The organism is Mucilaginibacter aquatilis (genome assembly GCF_009755275.1).
Lineage (GTDB): Bacteria > Bacteroidota > Bacteroidia > Sphingobacteriales > Sphingobacteriaceae > Mucilaginibacter > Mucilaginibacter aquatilis.
Genome location: NZ_WQLA01000003.1, coordinates 140,544 through 155,282, shown reverse-complemented (window position 1 = coordinate 155,282; position 14,739 = coordinate 140,544). Strand labels below are relative to the sequence as shown.

Below are 14,739 nucleotides of genomic sequence, written 5' to 3'. Positions count from 1 at the left end.
CTAAAATGCTTTTAAATACAATTTTAACTATTAAGTAATTTGTAAAAACTTAATGTGCTACTAAACGTTTTTAAAAATGCTGCTGCCGCTTACATTGCCCATCTTTTACGGCCATAAATTATCTCATAACTTTAATTATATAAGTATGTGCAAAATGACTGCTGCGCTCAAAACCGAGCAAGGTGATTTTAATGTAGAAGAAGTTGACCGCCCTGAGATTCCTCATCCTGATTGGGTGCTGGCGCGTATACGTATGTCGGGCATATGCGGAACAGACCTGAGGCATTGGAAGAAAGAGGAGCCCGAACTGGTGCATGAAATAATGGGCCATGAAGTTGCTGGCGAAGTTGTTGAAGTTGGAAGTAACGTTAAAAACGTAAAACCCGGTGACCGTGTAGTTATTGAAACCGTACTTGGTGATGGTACATGTGATTGGTGCAGGGTGCAGCAATACAACCTTTGTCCTAACCTGTACAATGTACGTATGAAAACCGTATCAAGGTCGTTTGCGCAATACCTCACCGGCCCGGCAGAAAAATTTCATTTACTGCCCGATCATGTCAGTTTTGAAGAGGCTACCGTACTTGATACATTTTCTGTTTGCTTACATGCCATACAACTTAGTGGTATAAAGTTGAATGATACGGTTTTAATTACCGGAGCCGGTCCTATTGGCTTAGGCCAGTTACAGCTGGCTAAACTCAGCGGTGCTGATGTGATTATAAGTGATGTTGTTGAATCATCTTTGCAAGTTGCCAGAGAGTTAGGCGCCGATCTTGTAATCAATAGTGAAAAGGAAGATGTGAAGCAACGCGTATTAGATTTTACAAACAATAAAGGCGTTGATATTGCATTTGAGTGCGCCGGAGGGCCATCAATGCCTGTAACGCTGCCCCAGGCAATTTCTTGCACGCGTGTTGGCGGTAAAGTTGTAATTGTTGGTGGGTTTGACGCTGGCGTAACAACCATACCGCTTGAGTGGCAGCATATTCAAATGGCCGAAATAAAGCTAATTCCCAGTGCCAGCTACTCCTTTTGGGGCATTCATTCCGAAATGAAAATGTGCCTTGACCTGGTAGCTAAAGGTAAGTTAAATGCAAAAAAGCTTATTACCCACACGTATGATCTGGAAAACATAAACGAAGCTTTTAAAACTGCGCAAAACAAGACTCAGACCGGAGCGGTTTTCGTAGCCCTCAAAATTTGAGCAGTACCGCATAAAACCAGGGTAAGCAAGTTTCGGCTACTTTGTTAACTTTGCGCAAAAAACTGTTTTTATGTCGCTTACCCCGCTTATGGCTATATCTCCGGTAGATGGCCGCTATCATAATGCTACTGCTTCGTTATCGGCTTATTTTTCAGAGTACGCCTTAATCAAATACCGTGTTTATGTAGAGGTTGAATATTTTATTGCTTTGTGCGAGCATCCGCTACCGCAACTAAACGGCTTTGATAAATCGGTTTACGGTAACTTACGCAGCATTTATGAACAATTTACCGAGGCAGATGCACAAAGCATTAAAGACATCGAAAAAACAACAAATCATGATGTTAAAGCAGTTGAGTACTTCATCAAACAAAAGTTTGATACGCTTAACCTGCAGCAATACAAAGAATTTATTCACTTTGGCCTAACCTCGCAAGATATTAATAACACCGCAATACCATACTCCTTTAAATTAGCTTTACAGCAAGTTTACTACCCGGCAATTGAGGATTTATTAAGCGTACTAGAAGGTTATGCTGAGGATTGGAAGGCTGTGCCATTATTAGCACATACACACGGTCAACCGGCATCGCCAACCCGATTGGGTAAAGAAATTGAGGTGTTTGTTGAGCGTATTGAAAGCCAGTTAACTCTTGCTAAAGCAATACCTTTTTCGGCTAAGTTTGGCGGTGCCACAGGTAATTTCAACGCACACAATGTGGCCTACCCTGCTATTGACTGGGTTAATTTTGGCAATAACCTGGTGAACAACACACTGGGTTTAAGCCGTTCGCAACGCACTACCCAAATTGAACATTATGATAATTTTGCTGCACATTGCGATGCGCTGAAACGCATTAACAATATCATTATGGATTTAGACCGCGACATGTGGACTTACATATCCATGAACTATTTTAAACAAAAAATAAAAGCTGGAGAAGTAGGCTCATCGGCTATGCCACACAAAGTTAACCCTATTGATTTTGAAAATTCAGAAGGCAATATAGGTTTAGCTAATGCATTATTCGAACACCTCGCAGCTAAATTACCAGTATCACGCCTGCAGCGCGATTTAACTGATTCTACCGTGTTACGTAATATTGGCGTACCTGTAGCACATACACTAATTGCTATAAAGTCAACCATCCGCGGCTTAAACAAACTATTGCTTAACGAGGCAGCCATTAACCAGGATTTGGAAGACAACTGGGCAGTTGTGGCCGAGGCTATCCAAACTATTTTGCGCCGCGAAAATTACCCTAACCCTTACGAGGCTTTAAAAGATCTTACCCGTACCAATCAACAAATTAATGCTCAAAGCATTGCCGAATTTGTTGAAGGATTAGATATAAGCGCTGAAGTAAAAGCTGAACTTAAACAAATTACACCACAAAATTACACAGGTGTATAAGTCATGTTGAGGTCAAATACAAGTACAACGTATTGTTAAATCAAAAAGCTGGTTAAATTTGTTCTTATTGTAAAACTGCATCGTCATGAATATCAACGTATATACCGAATCTACCCCTAACCCGGCAACCATGAAGTTCATTGTGAACAAGTTGCTTATTAACGGCAGTGTAGATTATGCTACAAAAGAGAGCGCCGAAAAATCAACCTTCGCTAAGGAGCTTTTCAAGTTTTCATTTGTAAATGGCGTATTTTTCGCCAGTAATTTTGTTACTGTTACCAAAACTGAAGACAGCGACTGGGCCGATATTGAGCCGATACTGAAAGAGTTTGTTAAAGGTGCTGTAGAATCAGAGCTTACTGTACAGGAAGCTCAAACAGACGAAGCCCCTAATTTTGAAGGCACTGAAGCTGAAGTGAAAATTCAGCAGATATTACATGATTATGTGCGCCCTGCGGTTGAACAGGATGGTGGTGCTATCAGCTACAAATCGTTTAACGAAGGTGTGGTAACTGTTGAGCTTCGTGGCTCATGTAGTGGTTGCCCATCATCAACCATTACACTTAAGTCTGGCATCGAGAACTTGTTGAAACGCATGGTACCCGAAGTACAAGAAGTAGTTTCAGAAGCATTATAAGGCTTTAAATACAGGTTTAAATATAAAGGCCGGATTAGTAATACTAATCCGGCCTTCTTTTACGCACTTATTTTAAATCGATATCGTAAGCTTATTCCCTTACTGTTGAGGATGATTTACACAAAGTACTTATGAATCATCTCCAGCATCTCCTTTGTTATTTTACCGTTTGTAGCTAATAGTTCGCGGGTGTTAACCACTTCATCTCCACCGCTAAAATTGACTACCTCTCCCCCTGCCTGCTTCACTATTACAATGCCTGCTGCAACATCCCACGCATTTAAATTATATTCGTAAAATGCCTCAAAACGGCCACACGCTGTGTATGCTAAATCTACCGCTGCCGACCCCATTCGACGGATGCCGTGGCAGCCTTTCATCAGTTCAGTAAACAAATTAATGTATTGTGCCTGCTTCGTGAAATCATAGTAAGGGAAACCGGTAGCTAATAAGCTATCAGCAATAGCCGGTGCAGCACTTACTTTAATTTCTTTGCCATTAAGATAAGCCGCACTATCAGCACTGGCGTAAAAGCATTCATCCTGATTGACTTCGTATACCACACCGGCAACCAGCTTATCGTATTCCTGCAATGCTATGCTAACCGAAAACACCGGCAAGCCATGTATAAAATTGGTAGTTCCATCTAATGGATCAATAATCCAATTATAACGCTCGCCTATTTTGGTTGATGTTTTTTCTTCCGTATTAAAGCCGGCTTCGGGCAAAATCTTTTGTAATGCAGCTACAATTTTTTGTTCAGCCGTTTTGTCAACGTACGATACCAAGTCGTTTAAGCCTTTAAACTCAATACGGTCAGCATTGAAATTTTTGCGTTCCTGGCGTATAAAATCGCCTGCCTCGCGTGCTACCTCTGTAACCTGATCAGTTATTTGTTGAAGCATGTTTTTTACGTAATGAAAGGTTAAATGAAAATGCCTTGTGAATAAAAAAACTGGCGAAGAACAAACTTAAAGCCGCCGTGATACGTGCGACAGTTGGATCCATTTGTAAATGCTTTACAAAGAGTTTAAGTACTTCCAAATTGGCAAAGTAACCTACAAAGGCCACCAACCCAAAGCGCATTAATTGTTGCATAAATGGCAACCTCGACTCATTGAACACCAGGTAGCGGGTAATTAAGAAATTAACCATAACACCCAGCGTAAATGAGACAATAAGCGTTAAGGCAATATTGCTGGTTCGGTGCCCTAGTAGTATATATACTTCTTGAGTAAACACGTACCGTTCAAGTACACGGAAGGCCAGCACATCAACCAGGAAACCACTGCCTGCCGATAATAAAAACCTTACAAATTTATTTTGGCTTGCGCGTTTAAAAAATGGCATATCAGCCATTGGCAACCTGGGTTTTATGCTTTGAGCGGCCAACAAGTATCAGTGCAATACCACCAATAACCATAAACAAGGAAATCATTTCGGCTTGAGTAAATGATATTCCAAACAGGTGATACTTAGTGTTTACCCTTATTAACTCAACAAAAAAGCGTTCGACACCTGCTAATATGAGGTAGATACCAAACATTACACCCGGCGATTTTATTTTGTTACGAATGCTCCAAAGGAAAAGGAAAAGCAGAATACAAACTACACACTCATAAAAAGGTGTAGGGTAAACAGGCAGTTTAAGCTCATAACAGTATTTGCCCACGCAGCCCGCAATAGGATTATCATGATCAGCCATGTTCACGTTATGAGGGTATTTAAACGACCACATCCAATCAGGTGCCCAGCTTAGCCAGTTTGGTTTTGCTGCAAGGTTCGGAATACCCCAATCACCATCACCAGCCATTTGGCAACCTATACGGCCAACACCGTAAGCCAGCATCATTCCCGGGGCGCCAATATCTAACATAGTTAGTGGCTTAACACCATTTTTGTTTGCTATATATAGTACCGCAGCTCCACCACAAATCAATCCGCCGTAAAAGGTTAATCCGCTAAAGCCAATTAACATTCCAATAGGATCGGCCATGAACTCATCCCAGTTTTCGAGCGCATTAAAGAGTTTAGCACCTGCAAAACCAAAAATTGCTGCCCAAACCAATATATTACCCATCAACTCGTGCGGATGAACCAGCACCTGCTTGGTAACAGGTTCGGCAAGCTGTTCCTTTTTCTTTTCGTAATAAGCCCAGTAGGCAATGCCTGCTGCACCAATTATACCACCAAAAATGTTGCCTCTGCCCGATAGTAGAAAACCTTGCGTATCCTCAACCATTAAATTGTAATTGAGTATGATATCAAGCAGCTTGTATCCTATTATAAAACCAAATATAGCGTTACTTACCAGCTCACCTGTTGAAGCAGCTTCGCCAACGGTAACTATTTTTTGCAACGGGTGAACGTAGCCCAATTTTTCTTTGCGTTTAAACTCTTGAACAAACGCCCAGTAAGCCGACATAAACGCTAAAGCCACAAAAAAACCAAAGGTTTGAATAGGCAAAGTTGGTAAATGCCAACCGGTTAAATAGTTAATAAGGTCGGAAATGGATGGGAACATGAGGTAGTATTTTGAAGCGAATATAAGGTTAATGAACCAATATTTCTTCGCTTTCGGTTATTTCAACGTCGCCGTCGGGGCTTATGCCAGTGAGTTTCACTGTCTTTAATTCGTTAACAAGTACCGGATCAAACTTGGCCTTTACTTTTACATAATTGCGCGTAAAGCCGTGCATAAAGCCGTCTTTGTTGTCACCCTCAAATAATACTTCGTCGCTTTTATTAAGTTGCGATTCGTAAAAGGCACGACGTTTCTTTTCAGATAATATGTGCAGCATCTTGCTCCTGTCGGCACGGGTTGAGCCGGGTACAACGCCGCTCATTTCGGCTGCCATGGTATTTTCACGCTCAGAGTAGGTGAATACATGAAGGTACGAAACATCAAGATCGTTCAAGAAATTATAAGTATCGACAAAGTCTTCACGGGTTTCGCCAGGGAAGCCTACAATAACATCAACACCAATGCAGCAATCGGGCATTAGCTCCTTTATTTTGGCAACGCGGTCAACGTATAGTTCTCTGCGGTAGCGGCGACGCATTAAGCCTAAAATTTTGTTAGAGCCCGACTGCAGCGGAATATGAAAATGAGGTACAAAACGTTTGGAAGCAGCTACAAATTCAATAATCTCATCAGTGAGCAAATTCGGTTCTATTGATGAAATACGGATGCGGTCAATGCCTTCCACTTCATCCAAAGCTTTTACCAAATCAACAAATTTGTCGTGACGGATACCATCGCGTATACCAAAATCGCCCAGGTTTACACCAGTAAGCACAATTTCTTTAACACCCGAAGCGGCAATTTCATATGCTTGCTTAACTGCGCTCTCAATGGTATCGCTACGACTAGCACCACGGGCCATGGGTATGGTACAAAAGGTACAAGAGTAGTCGCAGCCATCCTGCACTTTCAGGAAAGTACGGGTACGGTCGCCAAATGAGTAAGATGAAATGAATTGATTGGCTTCTGACACCGGCTGATTGAAAACTTCAGTTTTTTCCTTTTTAGTAAGATCTGTTAAATGATCAACCAATTGAAACTTCTCGGCAGCACCTAAAACAAGGTCAACACCCGGTATTTCGGCTATTTCCTGCGGTTTAAGCTGTGCGTAACAACCCACTATAGTTACATGGGCATTAGGAGAAATTTTAAGCGCTTCCTTTACAATCTTCTTGCATTTTTTGTCGGCATTCTCAGTTACCGAACATGTATTGATTACAAAAACATCAGGAGTCTGGGTAAATTCAACTGTTTCAAAACCAGCGTTATTAAGCAACCTGCCTAACGTTGACGTTTCAGAATAGTTGAGCTTGCAACCCAGCGTATAAAAAGCGACTTTCTTGTTCATTATCAAGCCGCAAAGATAGCTAATTTAGTGAGTAGTGAAAAATGCGTAGCAGATTGGTTTACATTACAGTGGTGTTTTTGACCATTTTATGGCTTAAGCGTATAAGCAAATACATCTTTTGACGACTTGCCTTTTTAATCCTTTTCTTCCAAAATGCAATTCATTTTTATTGAAGAAAAACATTCGTAAGTCAGCTTAACAACCTCTTTAGCGTCCTCAAATACAGCCTATGGTCGACGGTTAGAGCCAAAAGCGATTTGTACATATGCTTCATTGCTAAACGTTACCCCATCCGTTGGCCAGTACATCGGCAATGTGATAGGTTTTTATGGGCAGATTGTTTTTATCAATATAACCCTGTAAATGCAGCAAGCAAGATGCATCGGTTGATATGATGTAATCGGCATCTACAGCTAAGGCATTTTCAACCTTTTGTTGTGCCATAGCAGTCGAAACTGCGTCAAACTTTACTGCGAAGGTACCACCAAATCCGCAACAGGTTTCACCAGCGGGTAAGTCAACCAGTTCAAGACCGTATACTTTAGATAATAGTTGCCGCGGCTCATCCTTTATCTTACACTCGCGCAGTCCGGCACAGCTATCATGAAATACTGCGCGTCCGTCAAGTTCGGCACCAAAAGCATCAACCTGCAGTATATTTATTAAAAAGTCGCTTAGCTCGTAAATGTTGCCCTGCACCGAGCGACATTTGTTGTGCGCCGTGGTATTGGTAAATAAATCGTTATAGTAATTGCGCACCATGCCTGTACATGATGCCGACGGTGTTACAATTACGTCATCATCACCAAACGAATTTAAAAATTTGCTGCCCACTTCTTTGGCATCATCCCAAAAACCGGCATTAAATGCAGGCTGGCCACAGCAGGTTTGCTCGGCATTGAAGTTTACCTCACACCCTGCCTTTTGCAGTACTTTTACAGTATTAAAGGCCGTGTCGGGGAACAACTGGTCAACAAAACACGGTACAAATAACTCAACTTTCATTTCTTACGTACATTTACACAGTGCCGGCTGTAATGTTTGGTAACGAACGCTTTTGTGTACGCAACAATAAAATTAACAGCAACATACCTGCAATAAAAAACAGGCTTAACACTAAGGTTGAGTTACGCATACTCCCTGTAAGCGACTCAACAAAGCCAAATGTAAACAATCCGATTACAATAGCCAGTTTTTCGGTTACATCATAAAAGCTAAAGAATGATGCCGTATCAGTTATATCTTGCGGCAAAAACTTGGAATACGTTGACCTTGAAAGCGATTGAATACCTCCCATTACCAAACCCACTACCACAGCAAGTAAATAAAACTGCACTTCGGTTTGAGTAAAATAGGCGGCAAAGCATATACCAATCCAAATAATCACCACCCCTATCAATACCTTTACGTTGCCGTAAATTGCCGATAGCCTTGACATTAATGCAGCACCGGCGATAGCTACTAATTGAATTATTAAAATTGTTGCAATTAAGCTTTCCTGAGGTAATTTTAGTTCTTTTGCGGCAAAACCAGTAGCAACCAGCATAACGGTTTGTACGCCCATGGAGTAAAAAAAGAAAGCAGACAAATACTGCTTTAAAACAGGCATTGACCTTATTCTACGTAACACATTTCCAAGCTCCTTAAAACCACCGCTTAATATATTTTGATGGCGATTGTTGGCACTATTCGGTTGTCCTTTTGGTAACTTGTAAAAGGGTATTTGAGCAAAGCCCAGCCACCATAAACCAACCAAGAGAAATGAAAGTCGGGCAGGAAGGCTCGCATCTGTAATTCCAAAAAGTTCTGGTTTTAAAACAAACACAAAGCATACTATTTGCAAAACCACGCTACCAATGTAGCCGTAAGTAAATCCTTTTGCACTTACCTTGTCCTGCTGGTCTAAAGATGCTATTTGCGGTAAGTATGAATTGTAAAATACTGCACCGCTGCAATAGCCTATGGCTGCTAACGCAAACCAGAGCATACTTATTTCAAGGGTTTCCAGTTTAAAAAAGAATAAAGCACAGCACGATAATCCGCCCATCCAGGTGAAAAGTTGCATGTAACTCTTTTTGTTGCCGCGGTAATCAGCTATTGACGTTAAAATTGGAAGCAGCAAAACAACAATCATGTACGCCGCAGCCAGCACATAATCTTGCAAGGCAGTATTCACAAACTCGTATCCTAAAAAGCTGACCTTATCGTCCCGCTCTTTAGTTGTGGTAATTGCCGTATAATAGGCAGGGAAAATAGTAGAGGTAATAACAAGATTGTAAGCAGAGTTTGCCCAATCGAACATTGCCCAGGCGCGTATGGTTTTAGGATTGTTTTTGGTTTCCATGTGACAGGCTAAAAGTAAGTAATTGATATTAACATATCATATACAATTCATACTATCAATTGCCAAAACGGTAACGTTAGTTTTTGCTATATGCCTTAATCAAAAAGCTTAGTGTATAACACTTTAGTAGTATTTAAACCAACCCTTACCCCCGTAATTCTTTTAGTAGAAATAATTTGGTTAGTATCACCATAGCAAATCAACGTTACATCAAAAGGTGTAGCTGTATTTAATAAATAGTGTGAAAATGTGAATGCTCTCTTTCCATAATTTTCTGGATTAACGTCTGAACCAAAAACTACTGGCTCACTGTTAACGGCTGGCAGCCCTGTCCCAAAGTTGTACCCGGTATATTCAAAATTAACCGTAGCGGTAATCATTTTTGCATTGTTGGGCATAGCATCTTCAAGTACTATCTGTAAATCTCCGCCTATACGGTTGAGCGGTGCGCTAATGGTCAAAGCGCCGTTGCCAACGGTGAATTTACTCTTGTAGGCATAAATAGGTCTTACTATTTGTGCAGATGGATAATTGATGAGTGTTTGAGCAAGCGGAAAAGGTGGAAACCGGTCCTGATTACCTAAGCAAGGAACATCCTTGTTATACATCAAATACTTAGGACAACCAACCATTAGCAAGGTGTACTCGCCCGCCATAAGTGAATCGGTTAGTTTGCCAAACTCAAATGGCGCTTTTATTTGTTGCTTATCATTATTAAGTATCTTGAATAACGTATCGGCATCAAGTCCGCTGGTTTGTTGATACCTACTTACCAGATTACCCTTACTATCAAAAATGAGGTATATAAAATCTTCAATCTTGTATTTTACATAGAAGCTATCATCATACCCGCGGATTTGTTTTTGAGCAGTGCCCGCCGTTGGTGTTGTGTTAAAAAAAGAGACACCAGACACTTCAAAAGTTACGGCCTGCCTCGTATCCTTAACAGGCAATTCGTTCATCAGTCCGTCTCTTTTGCAACCATATATCAATAGCGTTACCGCAACCAATAGTAAATACTTCATACGTTGATTAACACCTTTAAACATAGATAGAATATTAATTTAAGCTGTAATAAAAACACTTCCATACTTATTATAAACAAAAAACGCCCGCTCAAAAATGAGCAGGCGTTTTTTGTTTGCTTGTATGTAAGAGTAGTTTACTTTGCAACAGCATCAACCACAGCTTTGAAGGCTTCTGGGTGGTTCATGGCTAAGTCGGCAAGTACTTTACGGTTTAAGCCAATTTCGCTGGCGTTTAACTTACCCATTAATTGTGAGTAAGAAATACCATGCTGACGGGCACCAGCGTTAATACGTTGGATCCATAATGCGCGGAACTCTCTTTTTTTGGTTTTACGGTCGCGGTAAGCGTACTGTAAACCTTTTTCAACTGTGTTTTTTGCAATGGTGTAAACCTTGCTGCGTGAACCATAGTAACCTTTTGCAAGGTTCATGATTTTTTTCCGGCGTCTTCTCGACGCTACTGCGTTAACTGAACGTGGCATTTTTTTGCTTTTTTGGTAGTGAGTGTTCTTTTAACGGAAACTTTACGAACTCGAATACCTGGTTAAAAATTAATGAATTACTTTCCGATACAAAGCATACGTTTAACGTTACCCATGTCGGCATCAGATACCATGCTGGTCTGACCTAAGGCACGCTTACGTTTGGTTGACATCTTGGTTAAGATGTGGCTTTTGTATGCGTTTTTTCTTGCAATTTTACCGGTTCCAGTAAGCTTGAAGCGCTTTTTGGCACTGGAATTGGTTTTCATTTTTGGCATAACACTTATTTATTTTATTCCTACGCTTCCACAGCGTATTATCTTTAATCAGTATATTACTGATTGTTAACTACTACTTTTTAGCGGCTTTAGGGCCAACAATTAAAAACATACGTTTACCTTCAAGCTTAGGTAACTGCTCAACCTTGCCCACTTCTTCAAGTGCCTGTGCAAACTTAAGCAATAAAATTTCACCCTGCTCTTTATAAACAATTGCACGGCCTTTAAAGTGTACGTAAGCTCTCACCTTTTCACCAGCTTCAAGAAAACCAATGGCATGCTTCAGCTTAAAGTTAAAGTCATGATCATCAGTATTAGGCCCGAAACGGATCTCCTTAATGATGGTTTGCTTAGCATTACTTTTAATCTCCTTCATCTTCTTCTTTTGCTCGTAGATGAACTTGTTATAGTCAATCACACGGCAAACAGGAGGAACAGCGTTAGGAGATATTTCAACCAGATCCAACTCTTGTTCCTGTGCTATGGCCAACGCATCGCGGGTAGAAAAAATTCCCTGCTCCACGTTATCGCCCACCAAACGAACTTCGGGAGCTTTAATGAAGTTATTAATGTTGTGCTCTGCTTCCTTTTTCTTGAAAGGAGGACGCGGACCTCTGAAATTCGGTTTATTTAATGCCAAGTTATATGGTTATTTCTTTAATTAATTGTTGTTTAAAATCTTCAATACTCATGCTTCCCAAATCGCCGGTACCATGTTTACGAACCGATAGCGTGCCTTCGGCAGCTTCCTTCTCGCCCACAATCAGCATATATGGGATTTTCTTGACTTCAGCGTCGCGTATTTTGCGACCGATTTTTTCATCTCTAAAGTCAATTAGCCCGCGAATATCGGAATTATTAAGCATTTGTGAAAGTTTTTTTGCATAATCTTCATACTTTTCTGAAATAGGCAAAATAACATACTGCTCGGGCGATAACCATAACGGGAAATTACCGGCGCAGTGTTCAATTAAAACAGCCACAAAACGCTCCAAAGATCCGAAAGGTGCACGGTGAATCATAACCGGGCGGTGCTTTTGATTGTCGCTACCGGTATACTCAAGCTCAAAACGCTCAGGCAAGTTATAATCTACCTGAATGGTTCCTAACTGCCATTTACGGCCCAAAGCATCCTTCACCATAAAATCAAGCTTAGGACCATAGAACGCTGCCTCGCCCAATTCAATCACTGTACGCAGGCCTTTTTCTTCTGCCGCTTCAATAATTGCAGTTTCGGCAAGCTGCCAATTCTCGTCTGTACCTATGTATTTGGCTTTGTTTTCCGGGTCGCGAAGAGAAACCTGTGCAACGTAATCCTGAAAGCCAAGGGCGTTGAATACATAAAGAACCAGGTCAATTACTTTCTTAAACTCCTCTTTAACCTGGTCGGGGCGGCAAAACAAGTGGGCATCATCCTGAGTAAAGCCACGCACGCGGGTTAAGCCATGAAGCTCTCCACTTTGCTCGTAACGGTACACAGTTCCAAACTCGGCGAAACGTACCGGCAAATCTTTGTAAGAGCGTGGTTTGGTTTTATAAATTTCGCAATGGTGCGGGCAGTTCATCGGCTTCAGGAAGAACTCCTCGCCTTCCTGCGGCGTTTGTATAGGTTGGAAGCTATCTTTACCATACTTTTCGTAATGGCCAGAAGTTACATACAGGTTCTTATGTCCAATATGCGGAGTAATTACCTGCTCATAACCGGCTGCAACCTGTGCACGCTGTAAAAAGTTAACCAAACGCTCGCGCAAAGCGGTACCTTTTGGTAACCACAATGGTAAACCCATGCCTACCTTTTCAGAAAAGGCAAACAGCTCAAGCTCTTTACCTAATTTACGGTGATCACGTTTTTTTGCCTCCTCCAGCATGTTCAAGTACTCGGCAAGTTCGCCGGCCTTCGGAAAAGTAACTGCGTAAATACGGGTTAGCTGTTTGCGACTTTCATCACCACGCCAATACGCACCCGCAACGTTCATCAACTTTACAGCCTTAATAAAACCAGTGTTCGGAATATGCGGACCGCGACATAAATCGGTAAAATTTCCTTGTGAGTAAAAGGTTATTGAACCATCAGGAAGATCTTTAATAAGATCAAGTTTGTATTCATCACCCTTGTCAGTAAAGTAAGCAACAGCTTCATCTTTACTTACCGGCTTGCGTATATACTCAGCTTTGGTTTTGGCCAGCTCGAGCATTTTGTCTTCAATTTTCTTGAAATCTTCCTGTGCAAAGGTGCGGTCGCCAAAGTCAACGTCGTAATAAAAACCGGTTTCAATAGCCGGACCAATACCAAATTTGGTACCCGGATACAAGGCTTCTAAAGCCTCAGCCATTAAGTGGGCAGAGGAGTGCCAAAAGGTAGCTTTACCTTCATCGTTTGTCCAGGTTAATAGTTTAACACTGGCATCTTGCTCAATTGGACGACTTGCATCCCACACGGCGCCATCAACTTCGGCGGCTAAAACGTTACGGGCTAAACCTTCAGAAATTGACTGGGCAATTTGCATAGAAGTGATTCCTTTATCGTACTGACGAACGGAACCATCAGGAAGTGTAATGTTAATCATCTACAACTATGATTTATTGTTCTTTTAAAAATACTACTGTTCAATCACCTACGGGAGTGATTGTTAATTGGGTGCCAAAGTTAAAATATTTATTAGGATTGCATTGATTATTCAGGATTGATTTTACAGCCCGTTTCTAACATCTATAGTAGTAATTATAGCAGTTATCTAGCCAAAAAAACTATAACAATGATTCGTATTTAAAGGCTTTTAAGGCCACTTACAATTCATTCCAGCGGTAGCTATCATGCTCCAAACCAATCAAATCAATTACGCGGTTCACCACTGTTAAGGCTACTTCTTCAATGGTTTGTGGTTTACTGTAGAATGATGGCACTGCCGGACAAATGATTCCACCTGCTTCGGTTACCGTTGCCATATTGCGGATATGGATGAGATTTAAAGGCGTATCGCGGGCGACAAGAATAAGCTTTCTGCGCTCTTTTAAAATTACATCGGCAGCACGGGTTACCAAATCATCAGAAACACCGGATGCTATACGACCAAGTGTACCCATAGAGCAGGGGATAACAACCATGGTATCATAACGTGCCGAGCCTGATGCAAAGGGAGCCGTAAAATCATGCTTATCGTAAAACTTGAAAGGCAAATCTTGGTAATCGGCATTATCGAGTTCGGTTTCCCAAACCTGTTTGGCATTAGTTGACATAATGATGCCTACGTCTGCTACCTGGGTAGCCAGCTCATGAAGCTTTTGCAGTAATAATTTGGCATATATAGCACCGCTTGCGCCGGTAATAGCAACTACAATTTTCCTTTTCATCACAAAACTAAACAGGGCAAAGGTAGAAAAGTTGGAAGCATAAAAAAGGGTCGAATATTACTACTCGACCCTACATCTACCTATGAAAAACATGCCCTATGAGAGGGCATTACAAATATAGAAACT

General features: G+C 41.2%; 15 protein-coding genes. 3 read left to right on the top strand and 12 right to left on the bottom strand.

Going from position 1 to position 14,739, the window contains the following annotated elements; genetic code table 11:
• The first annotated feature begins 154 nt into the window (after nt 1-154).
• The 3 genes from GO816_RS08470 (at nt 155) to GO816_RS08460 (ending at nt 3,258) form a co-directional block, all read left to right on the top strand.
• Nucleotides 155-1,207 carry a zinc-dependent alcohol dehydrogenase gene (locus GO816_RS08470; RefSeq protein ID WP_157541195.1) on the top strand — a complete coding sequence of 351 codons (1,053 nt, stop codon included), beginning with the start codon at nt 155-157 and terminating at the stop codon, nt 1,205-1,207.
• A 70-nt stretch (nt 1,208-1,277) separates the two neighbouring features.
• Nucleotides 1,278-2,621, top strand: coding sequence for an adenylosuccinate lyase (gene purB, locus GO816_RS08465; protein ID WP_157541192.1), 1,344 nt, complete (start codon nt 1,278-1,280; stop codon nt 2,619-2,621).
• An 85-nt stretch (nt 2,622-2,706) separates the two neighbouring features.
• Nucleotides 2,707-3,258 (top strand): NifU family protein, encoded by a 552-nt coding sequence (locus GO816_RS08460; RefSeq protein ID WP_157541189.1) that lies wholly within the window; start codon nt 2,707-2,709, stop codon nt 3,256-3,258.
• A 116-nt stretch (nt 3,259-3,374) separates the two neighbouring features.
• On the opposite strand, the gene GO816_RS08455 is transcribed toward GO816_RS08460, so the two are convergent.
• The 12 genes from GO816_RS08455 to GO816_RS08400 all read right to left on the bottom strand — a co-directional run bounded on the left by GO816_RS08455 (nt 3,375) and on the right by GO816_RS08400 (nt 14,613).
• Nucleotides 3,375-4,163, bottom strand: a complete 789-nt coding sequence (locus GO816_RS08455; protein WP_157541187.1) for an inositol monophosphatase family protein — start codon at nt 4,161-4,163, stop codon at nt 3,375-3,377.
• Entirely contained in the window at nt 4,144-4,617 is a 474-nt protein-coding gene (locus tag GO816_RS08450; RefSeq protein ID WP_157541184.1) for a GtrA family protein, read from the bottom strand. The genes GO816_RS08455 and GO816_RS08450 overlap by 20 nt, the downstream gene beginning before the upstream one ends.
• Nucleotides 4,610-5,782 (bottom strand): prolipoprotein diacylglyceryl transferase, encoded by a 1,173-nt coding sequence (locus tag GO816_RS08445; RefSeq protein ID WP_157541182.1) that lies wholly within the window; start codon nt 5,780-5,782, stop codon nt 4,610-4,612. The genes GO816_RS08450 and GO816_RS08445 overlap by 8 nt, the downstream gene beginning before the upstream one ends.
• A gap of 28 nt (nt 5,783-5,810) precedes the next feature.
• Nucleotides 5,811-7,130, bottom strand: coding sequence for a tRNA (N(6)-L-threonylcarbamoyladenosine(37)-C(2))-methylthiotransferase MtaB (gene mtaB, locus GO816_RS08440; protein WP_157541179.1), 1,320 nt, complete (start codon nt 7,128-7,130; stop codon nt 5,811-5,813).
• Between the two features lie 276 nt (nt 7,131-7,406).
• Nucleotides 7,407-8,135, bottom strand: a complete 729-nt coding sequence (locus GO816_RS08435; protein ID WP_157541177.1) for a (Fe-S)-binding protein — start codon at nt 8,133-8,135, stop codon at nt 7,407-7,409.
• Between the two features lie 13 nt (nt 8,136-8,148).
• Complete coding sequence (locus GO816_RS08430; protein WP_157541174.1) at nt 8,149-9,474, bottom strand: MFS transporter; 1,326 nt, start codon at nt 9,472-9,474, stop codon at nt 8,149-8,151.
• 95 nt (nt 9,475-9,569) lie between these two features.
• Nucleotides 9,570-10,499 (bottom strand): hypothetical protein, encoded by a 930-nt coding sequence (locus GO816_RS08425; RefSeq protein WP_157541171.1) that lies wholly within the window; start codon nt 10,497-10,499, stop codon nt 9,570-9,572.
• Nucleotides 10,500-10,636: 137 nt separating this feature from the next.
• Entirely contained in the window at nt 10,637-10,984 is a 348-nt protein-coding gene (gene rplT / locus GO816_RS08420; RefSeq protein WP_157541168.1) for a 50S ribosomal protein L20, read from the bottom strand.
• 77 nt (nt 10,985-11,061) lie between these two features.
• The gene (rpmI, locus tag GO816_RS08415) at nt 11,062-11,262 is read right to left on the bottom strand and encodes a 50S ribosomal protein L35 (protein WP_157541165.1); all 201 of its coding nucleotides are present in this window, start codon (nt 11,260-11,262) and stop codon (nt 11,062-11,064) included.
• 73 nt (nt 11,263-11,335) lie between these two features.
• Nucleotides 11,336-11,902, bottom strand: coding sequence for a translation initiation factor IF-3 (gene infC / locus GO816_RS08410; RefSeq protein WP_157541162.1), 567 nt, complete (start codon nt 11,900-11,902; stop codon nt 11,336-11,338).
• 1 nt (nt 11,903) lies between these two features.
• Complete coding sequence (gene thrS / locus GO816_RS08405; protein ID WP_157541159.1) at nt 11,904-13,829, bottom strand: threonine--tRNA ligase; 1,926 nt, start codon at nt 13,827-13,829, stop codon at nt 11,904-11,906.
• A 220-nt stretch (nt 13,830-14,049) separates the two neighbouring features.
• Nucleotides 14,050-14,613, bottom strand: coding sequence for a UbiX family flavin prenyltransferase (locus GO816_RS08400; protein WP_157541156.1), 564 nt, complete (start codon nt 14,611-14,613; stop codon nt 14,050-14,052).
• Between the last annotated feature and the right edge of the window lie 126 nt (nt 14,614-14,739).